This is a genomic window from Pseudomonas sp. UBA3149, assembly GCF_002364655.1.
Lineage (GTDB): Bacteria > Pseudomonadota > Gammaproteobacteria > Pseudomonadales > Pseudomonadaceae > Chryseomonas > Chryseomonas luteola.
Genome location: NZ_DEYV01000006.1, coordinates 69,358 through 84,349, shown reverse-complemented (window position 1 = coordinate 84,349; position 14,992 = coordinate 69,358). Strand labels below are relative to the sequence as shown.

The window sequence follows — 14,992 nt, the reverse complement described above, 5'->3', positions numbered from 1 at the left end:
AGAAGTTTCCCCCTTATGGACCATGCTCACGGTGTGAGGATGTGCATTTCCATTGCCTTCAGGCGTGACGCAACTGCTTGTCGATAGCGCAGGTTCTCAAGGAAAAACCATTCTGCTCCTTTGGTTTTTCATGTTTTAGCCGCATCCCTTGATGCGGCTTTTTTATATCTGCGGTATTTATTGCAGGACTGCTTCAACTGCATCCCTTGCCTACCGGAGAGTACATGTCCCATCAAGACCTCGTTTCCATTCCTGATCGTCTGGCCGCCTTGCGTCAGGTCATGCATGAAGAGGGCGTCGATGCCTGCCTGATTCCGTCCGCCGATCCGCATTTGTCGGAGTACCTGCCCGAGCGTTGGCAAGGGCGGTCATGGCTATCGGGTTTCACGGGCTCGGCCGGTACGCTGATCGTGGCAAAGGATTTTGCTGGCGTCTGGACGGACAGCCGCTACTGGGAACAGGCCCAGGCTGAGCTGGCAGGTTCGGGCGTGGAACTGATGAAGCTGGTGGCTGGCGGCATGCAGGCCCACATCGACTGGATGGCCGAGCATGTACCGACGGGTGGCACCGTGGCGGTGGATGGGGTTGTGCTGTCGCTGGGTGCCGCCGAGGCGCTGCGCAAGGCTTTTGCCGATAAGAACATTTCGTTACGCACCACCATCGACCTGATCGACCGTATCTGGCCCGAGCGGCCCGCACTGCCTGCGGCGCCGGTATACGCTCACGAGGCGCCATACGCACCGGTATCCCGCACTGAAAAGCTGGAGCAGGTACGCAAGGCCATGGCCGAGCAGGGAGCTGACTGGCATTTCATTTCCAGCCTGGATGATATTGCTTGGCTGTTCAACCTGCGTGGTGCCGATGTGTCCTATAACCCGGTCTTTCTGGCCCATGCGTTGATCGGGCCGGGTCAGGTGCAGCTGTTCGTGGGTGCCGGGAAAATTCCGACGGCTCTTGAGCGCACACTGAACGAAGCCGGTATCCAGCTGGCCGCCTATGACGCGGCCCATGGTGCTCTGGCGGCGCTGCCTGCCGGGTCAAATCTGCTGGTCGATCCGGCGCGCGTCACCTACGGCCTGGTGGAAGGCGTGCCCTCCAGCGTCAAGCGCATCGAGGCGATTAATCCATCCACTCTGTTTAAGTCCCGCAAGACGGCAGCCGAAGCACAGCATGTGCGTGAGGCCATGGAGCAGGATGGCGCGGCCTTGTGCGAATTCTTCGCCCAGTTCGAGGCGGCACTTGAGGCTGGAGAGCGGGTGACCGAGCTGACGGTGGATGAATGGCTGACCGCTGCCCGTGCACGCCGCCCCAATTTTGTCTCCCTGAGTTTCTCTACTATTGCAGGCTATAACGCAGGGGGGGCGCTGCCCCATTACCATGCAACAGAAGAGGCACATTCTGTTATCGAGGGCGACGGCCTCCTGCTGATCGACTCCGGCGGTCAGTACCTGGGAGGCACGACGGATATCACCCGCGTTGTGCCCATTGGCACGCCCAACGACGAGCAGAAGCGTGACTTCACCCGTGTACTCAAGGGCATGATCGCATTGTCCAGAGCACGTTTTCCGGCAGGCATCGCGTCACAGATGCTCGATGCGATTGCCCGTGCGCCCATCTGGGAAGCGGGCATCGATTACGGTCATGGAACCGGGCATGGGGTAGGATACTTCCTGAACGTACACGAGGGGCCGCAATCCATCACGTTCTATGGTCAACCATCCCCCAACAGTGCCATGCGGGAAGGTATGATCACGTCCAACGAACCCGGTATCTACCGGCCCGGGCAGTGGGGCGTGCGGATCGAGAACCTGCTGCTCAACGTGGCCGAGCCTGAAACCGAGTTCGGCCAGTTCATGCGTTTCGAAACCTTGACGCTGTGCCCGATCGATACCCGCTGTATCGACAGTACGCTCATGCGTGAAGATGAGATCGCCTGGCTGAACGCCTACCACGCCGAGGTGCGTGAGCGTGTCCGTCCGCTGGTCAGCGGTGCGGCGCGCGATTGGTTGGACACTCGAACCCGGCCGCTATAAGCGTCCGTTTATTTACCGCCATGGAAGTCGGCCACAAGCGGGCTTCCTGGGGTGGTTCTCAAGGAATACCCATGAACGACCATAGTCAGCAATTCGCCAGCGACAACTACTCAGGGATCTGCCCGGAAGCTTGGGCGGCCATGGCCGAAGCCAATCACGGGCACGATACCGCCTATGGTAATGATGCCTGGACGGCCCGCGCCGCAGATCATTTCCGCGAATTGTTCGAAACCGATTGCGAAGTCTTCTTTGCCTTCAACGGTACTGCTGCAAACTCCCTGGCCCTGGCGGCCCTGTGCCAGTCCTATCACAGCGTGATCTGCGCCGAGACGGCCCACGTGGAGACGGACGAATGCGGTGCCCCGGAGTTCTTTTCCAACGGCTCCAAACTCCTGTTGGCCCCCACTACCCAGGGCAAGCTGACGCCTGATGCCATTCGCCAGATTGCCACCAAGCGCAAGGATATTCATTTTCCCAAGCCCCGAGCGGTCAGCATTACCCAGGTCACGGAAGTTGGCACGCTGTATAGCCTCGACGAGCTGAATGCAGTAGCCGATACCTGCCGCGACCTCGGCTTGCGTCTGCATATGGACGGCTCGCGCTTTTCCAACGCGGTGGCAAGCCTTGGCTGCACACCGGCTGAGGTGACGTGGAAGGCCGGCGTTGACGTACTCTGCTTTGGTGGAACCAAGAACGGCATGGCGGTGGGCGAGGCGATCCTGTTCTTCAACCGTGACCTGGCCGAAGACTTTGAGTACCGCTGCAAGCAGGCTGGTCAGCTGGCGTCGAAGATGCGTTTTCTCTCCGCGCCGTGGGTCGGCATTCTCGAAAACAATGCCTGGCTGCGTTATGCCGAACACGCCAACCACTGCGCCCAGCTCCTGGCTGATCTGGTGAAAGACGTGCCCGGGCTGAGCCTAATGTTTCCGGTGCAGGCCAACTCGGTGTTCCTGCAGCTTTCCGAGCCGGCACTGGAGCGGTTGCGTGCCCGTGGCTGGCGCTTCTATACCTTTATTGGCAGCGGTGGTGCCCGTTTCATGTGTTCCTGGGACACTCAGGAGTCCCGCGTACGTGAGCTGGCTCAGGATATCCGCGACGCCATGCAGGCCTGATCGGGCCTGCGCTCTTGAAAACGCCGTACAGCGATCCTGTACGGCGTTTTTGTTAGTGCGCGATATCTTCCAGCGCCAGATTGCGAGTCTTGGGTCCGAAGCCACCAATGGTAATCATCACGATCAGCATGCTGGTCACGATAAACGTGATCACGCCCGGCGTACCGAAGTGTTGGAGAAAGAGGCCGATCAGCACGCTGCTGAAGACCGTGGAAAGGCGACTGAAGGAATAGCAGAACCCGACAGCTCGAGCACGAATGGGCGTGGGAAACAGCTCGCTCTGGTAGGAGTGGAAGCTAAAGGTCAGCCAGGCGTTGCACAGGGTGATCATCGCCCCACATGCGATCAGACCAGTGGCTGAGCTTTGAAACGCGAACAGGGTGCCGAACAGCATGGTGCCGATTGATGAACCCACGATCTGCCATTTGTTCTCGAAACGGTTGGCGATCTTTACGAACAACAAAGGTCCCAACGGGTAGGCCAGACTGATCACGAAGGCATAGGTCAGACTGTGGGTAACGCTGACGCCCTGGCCAGACAGCAAGGCTGGAAGCCAGTTACCAAAACCGAAGAATCCAATCGCCTGGAAGATGTTGAAGACGATCAGCATGAGGGCGCGCCGGCGGTAGGGCGGCTGCCAGATTTCGGTAAAGCGCCCCTGGGTCTCGAACGTAACTGCTTCGACGTGCGGCTCGGGAAGCGGGGCCTTGATGTCCCTGGCACAACGCGTTTCCAGGGTCGACAAAACCTGATCCGCCTCGTCCAGACGGCCACGTTGCGCGAGCCAGCGGGGCGACTCGGGCAGGCGTGAGCGCAGCCACCAGATAAACAAGGCGAATACTGCACTGGCCAGTACAACCCAGCGCCAGCCGGAAATTCCGAAAGGGTCCTGCGGCACCAGCCAGGCCGACATCAGGGCGACCGCGGGTACGGACAGGAACTGGACGAAAAAGGCAAAGGCGAAGGCTGACGTACGAATGCGCTTGGGCACCAGTTCGGATAGATAGGCGTCAATAGTGACCAGCTCGATTCCCAGGCCGATACCGACGAAGAACCGCATCACGATAATGCCTAGTGCTGTGCTTTGCAGACCCATGAGCACCGTAGCCGCGGTGTACCAGATAAGCGCAAAGGTAAAGATGCGCCGGCGGCCGAAACGGTCTGCGATGGGACTCAGCAGGCTTGCCCCTACGAACAGGCCCAGAAAGGTTGCCGAAGCGAACGCAGCCTGGTCGGCGATACCGAATACACCGGCGCTGCCAGTGGCAAACAGTCCGGCGCGTATCAAGCCAGGGCTGATATAGGCGGTCTGGAACAGGTCGTACAGTTCGAAGAAACCGCCGATGGAAAGCAGGGCGGTTAGTCGCCAGATCGTTGCCGTGGCGGGTAGCCGGTCGATCCGTGCCGAAATTTCGGCGGCACGCCGGTTGGAGAAAGCAGACGCTTCGGTGTCGGCAACCGATGAACCTGTCGTGAGCGAAGAAGAGGACATGCGCGAACATCCACAGAAGGGCGATATGCTCATCCTAGGAGAGTAGCGCTGATCTTAGGTTGCTAAAGATAAGGTTGGAAAGGATGTTTGCGACACCTAAGCATAGGTTTTCAGAAGAAATTGGTGAATTCTGCTTTTCTTGAGCATCTTGTTCGCAATAATAAAAAAGAGCAGAGCCCCTGGAGTCATTCCGAACCAGGGGCCTGTCTGTTACTTCAGATGCTTGCGCAATTCATCACCCGCCTGGGTGATGGCGCTTTGTACCGCAGGAACGTCGTGGAAGACGTTGAGTAAGCCGTAGTCATGGATAAGGCCGTTGTAGCGGACCTGCACCACATCCACCCCGGCTGCATTAAGCTTGCGGGCGTATGCCTCACCCTCATCGCGCAGTACATCGTACTCTGCAGTTTGGACCAGTGCGGGCGGCAAGCCTTTGAGCTGCTCAGTCGTGGCCTGCAGCGGCGAGGCGTGAATTTCCTGGCGCTGCTTGGGATCGGTGGTGTAGTTATCCCAGAACCACCTCATCATGTTGCGGGTCAGGAAGTGCCCTTCGGCATAGGTGTCATACGAGCCGGTGTCGAAGTTGGCATCGGTGACAGGCCAGAGCAGCACCTGATAGCGGAGCTTGGGCGTGCCTTGCTCTTTCGCCATCAAGCTGACAACTGCCGCCATGTTGCCGCCTACGCTGTTGCCTGCGACAGCCAGGCGAGAGCCATCTACGTTGATTTCTTTGCCATGCTCGGCGACCCAGCGGGTAGCGGCATAGGCCTGATTGATGGCTACCGGATAACGCGCCTCAGGCGAAGGCGTGTAGTTCACAAAGACGGCCACTGCTCCCGAATCGACCACCAGATCCCGCACCAGACGCTGGTGAGTGGGGAAGTCACCCAGCACCCAGCCGCCACCGTGGAAGAACATGAACGCCGGCAGTGCCTTGGTGACACCGGCAGGTCGGACGATGGTCAGCGAAATCCTCTGCCCATCAGCGGTAATAGTCTTCTCGCTCACCTCTACGTTGGACAGATCGACCTTCACGCCTGATTGGGCACCCGTCAGGACAGCACGGGCATCCTTGGGCGAAAGTTGCTCGAGAGGCTTACCCCCGCTCTGGTTCAAGGTGTTCAGAAAACCTTGGGTGGTACGTTCAAGGCCGGCGTCATCTGCGGCCAGGGCATGACCAACGACCAGGGAAAGGGCAGAAACAGTGAACAGCTGAGCAAGCATTTTCATGATCCGGTTCTCCAAGGACGCCGCGCTGGGGCGTCCCGCGTCAGGCTTAGACGAGGGTCAGGCGTACATCCACGTTGCCGCGGGTGGCATTTGAGTATGGGCAGACCTGATGGGCCTTCTCGATGATGTCCTGGGCTTTGGCACGATCCAGGCCCGGCACGCTGACGCGCAGTTCGATGTCCAGGGCAAAGCCGGTGGGGATCGGACCGATACCGACTTCTGCCGTCACGCTGAGATCACTGGGCAGCGCCACTTTTTCCTTGGCCGCTACAAATTTCATGGCGCCGATAAAGCAGGCCGAGTAACCCGCTGCAAACAGCTGCTCAGGGTTGGTTGCTTCGCCGCCTTGTCCGCCCAGCGCTTTTGGGGTAGCCAGTTTTACATCGAGAATACCGTCGGCGCTGATGGAACGACCGTCACGGCCACCGGTGCTGGTTGCGGAAGTCTTGTACAGAATGTTCATGTGCATCGTCCTCGGATTAATTTGATTATTGCGATAATCATTTGGTCTTTAAAAAACGACGTGGAAGTCGTTGCTCGTTACCGCGTTGTCTACAGGAATTAAGTTATTCCGATATTGATTATCGCGCAAAGTATTTATTTATGAGTCCGACGAACGGTTATTCCATGGGTTGGAGGGCGCGTCAGTGGTGCGGCCGCTTAGGCATGCCTTTATTGATTCAGGCTGTCGCGTAGCTTGATCAGGCTGGACCGAAGCTGCCCCATGTCATCATTACCCAGGCCACAGGCCAGTTGTACTGAGCCGTTGATTTCTTCGGCTTTCTTACGCAAGGTCTTCCCGGCCGCCGTCAGCTCGATCGAGAGGTTGCGTTCGTCCTGAAGGCTGCGCTTGCGGGTGACATAGCCTTCCGCTTCGAGCCGCTTGAGTACTGGCGTCAGCGCGCCGGAGTCCTGATGCAGGCGTTTGGCCAATTCCTTGAGCGTGAGACCGTCGCTTTCCCAGAGCACCAGCATCATCAGGTATTGCGGATAGGTCAGGCCGACGGCTTCCAGGAGCGGCTTGTAGACCTTCGTCATGGCGAGGGAGGTGGAATACAGGGCAAAGCAGAGCTGCTGATCAAGTTTCAAACGGTCTTCGTCTTTCATAGGATGGAGGTCTCGCAGGACGGCCCGGCTAATAAAAAAGAGCCATCATTCTAGCGTAGACGCTTCGCCAGGCGGAGCAACAATAAATACAAGGAATTCTGGGGTTGGGTGCCCATGGGGAAGTGGCATCCGGTACGATACGGGCTTGCCCTTGGCTATACCTGTTCGAGACCCCGCTCACCCCATGCGAATCCACGTCAGTTTTATCGACCGTGTCGGCATTACCCAGGAAGTGCTGGCGCTTCTGGGGGCGCGCAACCTCAATCTTGATGCAGTCGAGATGGTGCCGCCTAATGTCTACATCGATGCGCCGACTCTGAGTGCCGAGGTACTGGAAGAGCTGCGTGGTGCACTGCTCACGGTGCGTGGGGTACAGGCTGTCCGAGTGGTGGATATCTTGCCGGGGCAGCGCCGTACGCTGCATCTGGATGCCTTGCTTGCCGCCATGGCCGACCCGGTTCTGGCCGTGGACCGCGAAGGTAGCATTCTGTTGGCCAACCCGGCCTTTGCCGCCATGGTGGACGACCCGTCGCCCCAAGGCGCGACGGTGGCTACGCTGTTCGATGATCCAGCCTTGCAGCGGGAACTGCTGGAGCAGGCCTTTCGGATTCCCATGCGCGAGGTCACCTTGCGCGGGCAGGCACTCCTGCTGGATTCGACCCCAATCAGCGAGGCTGCCGAAGGCAACGCCCAGCGGCTAGCCGGTGGGCTGCTGACGCTTTACGCCCCCAGCCGGATCGGAGCCCGTCTTTCAGCGCTGCGCCATGACCCGGCCGAAGGCTTCGAATCGATCCTGGGCGACTCGGCACCGATACGTGCGCTCAAGGCCCGCGCCCAGCGAGTCGCGGCGCTGGATGCACCGCTGCTGATTCAGGGTGAGACAGGGACTGGTAAGGAGCTGGTAGCGCGGGCCTGTCATACGGTCAGCCCTCGTCGCAATGCGCCGTTTCTAGCACTCAACTGTGCGGCTCTGCCGGAAAGCCTCGCGGAAAGCGAGCTATTTGGTTATGCACCGGGTGCGTTCACCGGTGCCCAGCGCGGCGGCAAGCCCGGTCTTCTCGAGCTGGCCGACAAAGGCACCGTGTTTCTCGACGAGATTGGGGAGATGTCCCCGTATCTTCAGGCCAAGTTGCTGCGGTTTTTGTCTGACGGTACGTTTCGCCGGGTGGGCGGTGAGCGCGAACTGAAGGTCAATGTACGTATTTTGAGTGCCACGCATCGGGATCTGGAAAAGCGCGTTGCCGAAGGGACCTTTCGGGAGGATCTGTTCTACCGACTCAACGTCCTGAATCTCGACGTGCCGCCGCTGCGTGAGCGTGGGCAGGATATTCTGGTGCTGGCCCGGCATTTCATGCAGCAGGCCTGCGCCCAGATCCAGCGGCCCCCTTGCCGACTGGCGCCGGGAACGTATCCGGCACTTTTGAGCAATCGCTGGCCCGGCAATGTACGGCAGCTTCAGAATGTCATTTTCCGGGCGGCGGCCATCAGCGAAAGCACCGTGGTGGATATTGGCGATCTGGATATTGCCGGCACGGAAGTCGCACGGCAGGTAGATGGCGAGGTAGACAGCCTGGATGAGGCAGTCTCAAGCTATGAGAAAGCCCTGCTCGAAAAACTCTACCCACACTATCCATCCAGTCGTCAACTGGCGGCCCGTCTCAAGACCTCTCACACCGCCATTGCCCACCGGCTGCGCAAGTATGGCATTCCCGGCAAGAGCTGAGTGTTTTTCTACAAGGACACTGTTTGAAGACCTGGGCGAATTCGTCCGCGTCTTGCTGGTCTATGAGCCATAGACCGTTCGCGACGGACCTCCATGGAGGGGCTGTCATTAGTTTCTCAAGGATGAGCGGTGCTTATGCCCCCAAACACGACCCAGTTGTACATGACCAACGCTCACCAAGACCCCGAGCAGCCACCTGCTGCGCTACAGGATGCGCTTGAACGCTACGGCCTGTTAGCCCATCCACATTTGCCCGAACTTGCCGATATTGCCCGGCGAGCCCAGGAGACCTATTCCGTTTCGCAAGCCGTCATCCACTTATGTGATGCAGAAGGGCTCTGGCTGGCCGCGGAGCAGGGCGGCTGTCCTACGGCCGAGGCCTATGCGCCCTGGGAAGAGGCATTAACGGCGACCGATATTCTGGAGTTCAGCGAGCCGAGGGGCGATCTGAGCTTTACTCCGCCATCGGCCCTGAATGCCAGTACCGGTTCGTCCTACTATGCAGGGGTTGCGCTGAAAACGGCTGCGGGTGTGCCTGTTGGTGTGCTCAGCCTCATGGACACAGTGCCACGCCGACTGGATGCTACGCAGCGCCTGTTGTTTCAGGAGCTGGCCCGTTCAACCGTGGCGCAACTGGAGATTCACGGCCTTACCGTCGAGCGAAACAGGGCCCGCCAGGCTGAAGAGCAGCAGTATGCAGAACACGCGGCTTCCCAGCGCGAACAGATTCTCGACAGCGCAGTGGATTACGCCATTTTCTGCATGGACCTTGAGGGCCACATCACCACGTGGAATGAAGGTGCTTGTCGCACGCTTGGCTGGACAGAGGCGGAAGTGCTGGGCAAGCCTGCTGCGATCATCTTCACACCTGAAGACCGCGCTGCCCATATCCCTGAAAAGGAGCGCCATACAGCTTTGGAGCAGGGGCGCTGCATGGATGAGCGCTGGCATGTACTCAAAAGCGGGCAGCGCTTCTGGGCAAGTGGCGAACTCATGCTGCTCAGGAATGCATCCGATCAGGTCGACGGATTCATCAAGATTCTCCGTGACCGTACCGAGCAGCGTCTGGCCGCACAGGAGCTTCGCGCCAGCCGCGACAGTTATCGCCTGCTGCTGGATTCGATTTCTGAAGGATTCTATTCAATCGACCAGCACGGCGTGGTTACCCTGTGCAACGTCGCTTTCGTCAGGCTGTTCGGCGCCGAAAGTGAAAAGGATATTGTCGGGTGGCGCCTGGAAGAGCTGATTGATCCGGCTCATGAGAAGGCCCGCCAGGTGATGGCGGATCATCCCATTTATCGCACGGCCCGCGAGGGGACTGCTGAATACGTGGCGGACGGTGCCTTCTACCGGCGTGACGGTATTTGTATCCCTGTAGAGTATCGGGCCCAGGCCATTTTTCAGGATGGCAAGCCGCAGGGCGCCATCTGCACGATCGTGGATAACAGCGAGCAGGTCCGTGCCTATGAGGGTTGGCGCCGGGCAATGATGATCGTTGAGCAGTCGGATGACTTCATTGGTATCGCTGCGCCGGACGGCCAGGCCTATTTTGTCAACAAGGCCGGACGTCGGATGGTCGGGCTGGCCAATGAAGAGGCGGTCAGGCAGAGCCATGTGCTGGATTATTTCCTGCCTGAGGATCGTGCCTTTGCCGAGTCGACCATTCTTCCGACCGTTTTGAACGAGGGCAAGTGGGTAGGCGAATTTCGGTTCCGCCATCATCACACCGGAGCGGCCATCCCGGTCCACTATTCCGTCTTCTCGATACGGGACGAACAAGACGAGGTCATGGGGATTGCTGCCATTGCGCGCGATCTGTCCGAGCAGCGGCGGACCTTACGGCGGCTGGAAGTCAGCGAGACGCGACTAAGGCAAATGACAGACCTGTCACCTGCCATCGTCTGGTTCGGCAATCCTGATGGCTCGCTCAGCTACCTGAACAGTTACTGGTACGACTACACCGGCCAGACACCAGAAGAAGCGCTGCCGATGGGCTGGGCGCAAGTCATTCATCCTGATGACACCCAGCGGCTCCTGGATGTCTGGCTCGATGCCCGCAGCCGAGGCGTGTTCTATCAGCTTGAAGCACGGCTACGGCGCAAGGACGGGGCCTATCGCTGGTTCGATATCCGTGCGGAGGTCCTGCGTGACGAGGCTGGAAACGTCACCGGCTGGATGGGCAATAACAGTGATATCCATGACCGCAAGGAGGCGGAGGAAGCGTCCCGGCGCCTGACGGAGACCCTGGAGCAGCGGGTGGCCGAGCGTACCGCAGACCTTGACCGCATGTGGCGCCTGACCACCGATGTGATGCTGGTCGCGCGCTTTGACGGCGTCGTGATGGCCGCCAATCCGGCCTGGAAGCACCTGTTGGGCTGGCAGGAAGATGAACTGCTGGGCAAGGTGCTGCTGGATTTCGTTCACCCCGACGATGTGGAAAGCACCCTGGCTGAAGTGGGCAAACTTTCCCTTGGGCATACCACACTGCGGTTCGAGAACCGCTATCGGCACAAGGATGGTAGCTACCGGTGGCTTTCGTGGACCGCAGTGCCCGATGCGCGCTACATCCATGCGGTTGGCCGTGATATCGAGTCGGAAAAAGTGGCAGCAGCCGAGCTGGCCCAGGCGCAGGAGCAACTCCGCCAGAGCCAGAAAATGGAAGCGGTTGGCCAGCTCACAGGCGGTATTGCCCATGACTTCAACAACCTGTTGACCGGGATCATCGGCTCGCTCGACCTGATCCGCATGCGAATCCAACAGGGCAAATTGGCGGATCTTGACCGCTTCGCCAGCACGGCCATGTCCTCGGCCAGTCGAGCGGCCGCTCTGACGCACCGGCTACTGGCCTTTTCCCGCCGGCAGCCGCTGGTGCCCAAAGTCGTCAATGCCAATGACCTGATCACCGGTATGGATGATCTATTGCACCGCACCATGGGTGAATCGGTGCAGCTGGAAATCGTCAAGACGGGGGCGCTCTGGCTGACGCTGTGTGATCCTCATCAGCTGGAAAACGCCATCCTCAATCTGGCCATCAATGCCCGCGCTGCCATGCCGGACGGAGGCAGGCTGACCATCGAAACCAGCAACACTCATCTGGACGAGGCCTATGCGTCTCGTGATCGGGACATCAAGCCTGGCCAGTACATCTGCATCAGCGTGACCGACACCGGAACCGGGATGACTCCAGATGTTATCGCCAAGGCGTTCGACCCGTTCTTTACGACCAAGCCGCTGGGCGAGGGGACCGGGCTTGGGCTGTCGATGATCTATGGCTTTGCCCGGCAATCGGAAGGGGCAGCCAAGATCTACTCGGAGGTTGGTCGGGGTACGACCATCAAGCTGTACCTGCCGCGCTACTACGGTGAGCGCAGGGAAGAACCTCAGGTCCGGCAGCCGGTATCGTTGAGTCGGCAGTCCGAGGCCAGCGAAGTCGTGCTGGTGGTTGAAGACGAGCATGCTGTCCGCAGCCTGGTGGTAGAGGTCTTGAGTGAGTTGGGTTACTGGGTGCTGGAGGCTGTCGACGGCCCTTCCGGTCTGGAGATACTCAAGTCCGATCTGCGCATCGACCTGCTGGTAACCGACGTTGGTCTACCGGGCATCAATGGGCGGCAGATGGCTGATGCGGCCCGGGTCACGCGGCCAGACCTCAAGGTCCTGTTCATGACCGGGTATGCGGAAAATGCGGTGATTGCCAATGGGTTTCTGGAGCCAAACATGGCCATGATCACCAAGCCTTTCCCGATCGAGATGCTGGCAGCCCGCGTGCAGGACATGGTCCACCGTAGCAAGGGGGAGTGACCAGCGGAGCGGCTGGCGGATAGAGAGCATGGATGAACGGGCGCGAAGTTGCGAAAATGCGCGCCCCCGGCAGGTGCCTTAGCCTGCCGGCTCATTCGTGACAAGGAGTGTCCCATGCTTGCCAGCGTGCTTGACTACCTCAGTGGTCTGCCGGCGTTCGCCATTTATTTCATTCTCTCGCTCGCGCTTCTGGGCGCGTTTGCCTTCACTTTCAGCTGGCTTACTCCACACCGTGAGTGGCAGCTGATTCGCAACAACGTGCCAGCGGCGGCCCTGGCGTTCGGTGGCACGCTGTTGGGGTTCGTCCTGCCGTTGGCCAGCGCGATGCGGGTATCAGTCAGTGCGCTGGACTATCTGCTCTGGGCCCTGATCGCAGCAGTCGCTCAGCTGGTTACATTCGTCGTGCTGCGCCTTCTCGTGCCGGGGCTGCCCCAACGGCTTAGCAATAACGAAATGGCCAGCGGTATTCTCGTGGCGACGATGTCTGTATCGATTGGCGTGCTTAATGCCGCTGCCATCAGCGGGTGAGGGCAGGGCATGAAACGCAGCCGAGCTATCCAGCTGGTACTGGTTGGAGTCACACCCCTCATGCTGGCCGGGTGTGATCAACCCAAGCCGGGTTATCTGTACCGATCCGTTGCCGAGTGCATCCGCGACGGCACCTTCACGCCCAGCCTCTGCTCCTCGGAGTATGAATCTTCCCGCGCGGTCCATCACCGCAGTGCGCCGCGTTACGCCTCCCTGGGTGAATGCGAGATCGACTTTGGTACCAATGGCTGCGAGCTGCTGGAGCCCCGGTCTTCGTTCTACGTTCCGCTCATGACCGGCTTTCTGCTGGGCCAGCGCCCTCCGCGGGAGAGCGAATCGTCGTCCTCGGGCGGTGCCTCTTATGGTTATTCCAGTAGCGTCAGCGGAGGACAACGCCAGCGCGAGTACACGCGTACCTTTCCCAGCCAGCCGCTGTACCAGTCACGGGACGACCTGGCGCATTACCGGACTGCCAATAACGAGGTGGTCGGTTCACGACCGGGTATCGCCTATCTGAACAAGAGCGCCTATGCCTCCAGCGAGTCTAGGGTCGTCAGCCGGGGCGGCTTTGGTGCACGGGCAGCCTCCTACTCGTCACGGTCGAGCGGATCATGAAGCGGATCGAGATGACCGAGCGCCCGGATTGGCGCGAACAGGCGGAGCAGCTTGGCTTTCTGTTCCACACCTTTGATGGCGAACCCTACTGGGATGAGCGGGCTGCTTACCAGTTCAGCCTGAAGCAGATCGAAAACGATCTGGAAGCCCCTACGGCCGAGTTGCATCAGATGTGCATGGCACTGGTCGACGAGATCGTCGGCAGCGAGGCACTGCTCTTGCGTCTGGCTGTACCGGAGTACTTCTGGGCGTGTGCGGCTGCCAGTTGGAAACGTCGGGACCGCCATCTGTATGGCCGTATGGATCTGGCCTATAGCGGTCAGGGACCGGCCAAGCTGTTTGAGCTGAATTACGACACGCCGACCTCGCTGTACGAGGCAGCCTTTTTCCAGTGGCTATGGCTGGAGCAGATGCAGCAGGCGGGCAGGCTTCCCGCCGGGGCGGATCAGTACAACAGCATTCAGGAGCAGCTGATCCAGACGATTCGCGCCTTGCGACCGCATCAGCCCCTGTATCTGGCCTCGGTAAGAGAGTCGCTGGAGGACCGCGGCACGGTCGAATATCTGCGGGACTGTGCCACCCAGGCGGGTATTCAGACGCGTTATATCGCTGTGGAGGATATCGGGCTGGACAGGTCACAGGGGTTTGTGGACCTGAACGATGAATTCATCCCGTCACTGTTCAAGCTCTACCCCTGGGAGTTCATGCTGGACGAGGCGTTTGGACATTCTATTCCCAGCTCCTTTACGCAATTCTATGAGCCGCCGTGGAAGGCGCTGCTCAGCAACAAAGGTATTCTGGCCTTGCTGTGGGAGCGGCATGAAGGGCATCCCAATCTGCTTCCAGCCTTTTTCGATAAAGAGGCCGGTAGTCCGGTCGCGCCAGGCTGGGTGCGCAAGCCGCTGTTCTCGCGGGAGGGCGCCAATATCGAGCTGCATAGCCTGGACGGTACTCGCCTGGACGTGCCCGGCCCGTATGCGGGTCCTTGCATCGTGCAGCAATGTCACCCGTTGCCTTGTTTTTCCGGTAACTATCCTGTTATTGGCAGTTGGGTGGTAGGTGACACGGCCTGTGGGGTGGGTATCCGTGAGGATGCAACATTGATTACCCAAGACAGCTCGCGCTTCCTGCCCCACTTCATCCTGGATTAAATCTGTATCGAATTCATTGCGCTGTAATGAATTCGATACGACCGCTGGAAAAGCCTTGTCCATTCTGGGCTCGCAAGGGCTCTGGCAGACTTCTTTCCATAGGGTGTAGCACTTTCGTTACAGTACCTTTTATTGCTTCATTTTCCTGTAGGCCGCGCGTGCTCTGGCATTGCGCCATCGGTAAGACCTTGGCATCTGCCTTG

11 protein-coding genes are annotated in these 14,992 nt (G+C 59.4%); 7 read left to right on the top strand and 4 right to left on the bottom strand.

All coding sequences use genetic code 11. From position 1 onward, the window contains the following. The first annotated feature begins 224 nt into the window (after positions 1-224). On the top strand, positions 225-2,033 hold the full coding sequence (locus B3729_RS04010) for an aminopeptidase P family protein (protein ID WP_286787118.1): 1,809 nt from the start codon (positions 225-227) through the stop codon (positions 2,031-2,033). 71 nt (positions 2,034-2,104) lie between these two features. Continuing rightward, positions 2,105-3,145, top strand: a complete 1,041-nt coding sequence (locus tag B3729_RS04005) for a threonine aldolase family protein (protein ID WP_286787117.1) — start codon at positions 2,105-2,107, stop codon at positions 3,143-3,145. Positions 3,146-3,197: 52 nt separating this feature from the next. On the opposite strand, the gene B3729_RS04000 is transcribed toward B3729_RS04005, so the two are convergent. From B3729_RS04000 to B3729_RS03985, 4 genes are all read right to left on the bottom strand, one after another. After that, positions 3,198-4,637, bottom strand: coding sequence for an MFS transporter (locus tag B3729_RS04000; protein ID WP_286787116.1), 1,440 nt, complete (start codon positions 4,635-4,637; stop codon positions 3,198-3,200). 210 nt (positions 4,638-4,847) lie between these two features. Continuing rightward, complete coding sequence (locus B3729_RS03995; protein ID WP_286787115.1) at positions 4,848-5,867, bottom strand: alpha/beta hydrolase; 1,020 nt, start codon at positions 5,865-5,867, stop codon at positions 4,848-4,850. 46 nt (positions 5,868-5,913) lie between these two features. Continuing rightward, positions 5,914-6,330: an organic hydroperoxide resistance protein gene (locus B3729_RS03990; RefSeq protein WP_010796669.1), complete on the bottom strand. Its 417-nt coding sequence runs from the start codon at positions 6,328-6,330 to the stop codon at positions 5,914-5,916. Positions 6,331-6,539: 209 nt separating this feature from the next. Continuing rightward, on the bottom strand, positions 6,540-6,974 hold the full coding sequence (locus B3729_RS03985; RefSeq protein WP_010796670.1) for a MarR family winged helix-turn-helix transcriptional regulator: 435 nt from the start codon (positions 6,972-6,974) through the stop codon (positions 6,540-6,542). 184 nt (positions 6,975-7,158) lie between these two features. Here B3729_RS03985 and B3729_RS03980 point away from each other — a divergent pair, with 184 nt between their 5' ends. From B3729_RS03980 to B3729_RS03960, 5 genes are all read left to right on the top strand, one after another. After that, positions 7,159-8,697, top strand: coding sequence for a sigma-54-dependent transcriptional regulator (locus B3729_RS03980; protein WP_074821513.1), 1,539 nt, complete (start codon positions 7,159-7,161; stop codon positions 8,695-8,697). Between the two features lie 135 nt (positions 8,698-8,832). Continuing rightward, on the top strand, positions 8,833-12,495 hold the full coding sequence (locus tag B3729_RS03975; RefSeq protein ID WP_286787352.1) for a hybrid sensor histidine kinase/response regulator: 3,663 nt from the start codon (positions 8,833-8,835) through the stop codon (positions 12,493-12,495). A gap of 114 nt (positions 12,496-12,609) precedes the next feature. Further along, positions 12,610-13,023, top strand: coding sequence for a DUF350 domain-containing protein (locus B3729_RS03970; protein WP_010796673.1), 414 nt, complete (start codon positions 12,610-12,612; stop codon positions 13,021-13,023). Positions 13,024-13,032: 9 nt separating this feature from the next. Further along, on the top strand, positions 13,033-13,638 hold the full coding sequence (locus tag B3729_RS03965) for a DUF1190 domain-containing protein (protein ID WP_010796674.1): 606 nt from the start codon (positions 13,033-13,035) through the stop codon (positions 13,636-13,638). After that, the gene (locus B3729_RS03960) at positions 13,635-14,789 is read left to right on the top strand and encodes a glutathionylspermidine synthase family protein (protein WP_286787114.1); all 1,155 of its coding nucleotides are present in this window, start codon (positions 13,635-13,637) and stop codon (positions 14,787-14,789) included. The genes B3729_RS03965 and B3729_RS03960 overlap by 4 nt, the downstream gene beginning before the upstream one ends. Positions 14,790-14,992 lie beyond the last annotated feature (203 nt).

Bases quoted from the DNA above. Each gene is read 5' to 3' on its own strand.
- B3729_RS04010 (WP_286787118.1), top strand. From the start codon at position 225: ATGTCCCATCAAGACCTCGTTTCCATTCCTGATCGTCTGGCCGCCTTG.
- B3729_RS04005 (WP_286787117.1), top strand. From the start codon at position 2,105: ATGAACGACCATAGTCAGCAATTCGCCAGCGACAACTACTCAGGGATC.
- B3729_RS04000 (WP_286787116.1), bottom strand. From the start codon at position 4,637: ATGTCCTCTTCTTCGCTCACGACAGGTTCATCGGTTGCCGACACCGAA.
- B3729_RS03995 (WP_286787115.1), bottom strand. From the start codon at position 5,867: ATGAAAATGCTTGCTCAGCTGTTCACTGTTTCTGCCCTTTCCCTGGTC.
- B3729_RS03990 (WP_010796669.1), bottom strand. From the start codon at position 6,330: ATGAACATTCTGTACAAGACTTCCGCAACCAGCACCGGTGGCCGTGAC.
- B3729_RS03985 (WP_010796670.1), bottom strand. From the start codon at position 6,974: ATGAAAGACGAAGACCGTTTGAAACTTGATCAGCAGCTCTGCTTTGCC.
- B3729_RS03980 (WP_074821513.1), top strand. From the start codon at position 7,159: ATGCGAATCCACGTCAGTTTTATCGACCGTGTCGGCATTACCCAGGAA.
- B3729_RS03975 (WP_286787352.1), top strand. From the start codon at position 8,833: ATGCCCCCAAACACGACCCAGTTGTACATGACCAACGCTCACCAAGAC.
- B3729_RS03970 (WP_010796673.1), top strand. From the start codon at position 12,610: ATGCTTGCCAGCGTGCTTGACTACCTCAGTGGTCTGCCGGCGTTCGCC.
- B3729_RS03965 (WP_010796674.1), top strand. From the start codon at position 13,033: ATGAAACGCAGCCGAGCTATCCAGCTGGTACTGGTTGGAGTCACACCC.
- B3729_RS03960 (WP_286787114.1), top strand. From the start codon at position 13,635: ATGAAGCGGATCGAGATGACCGAGCGCCCGGATTGGCGCGAACAGGCG.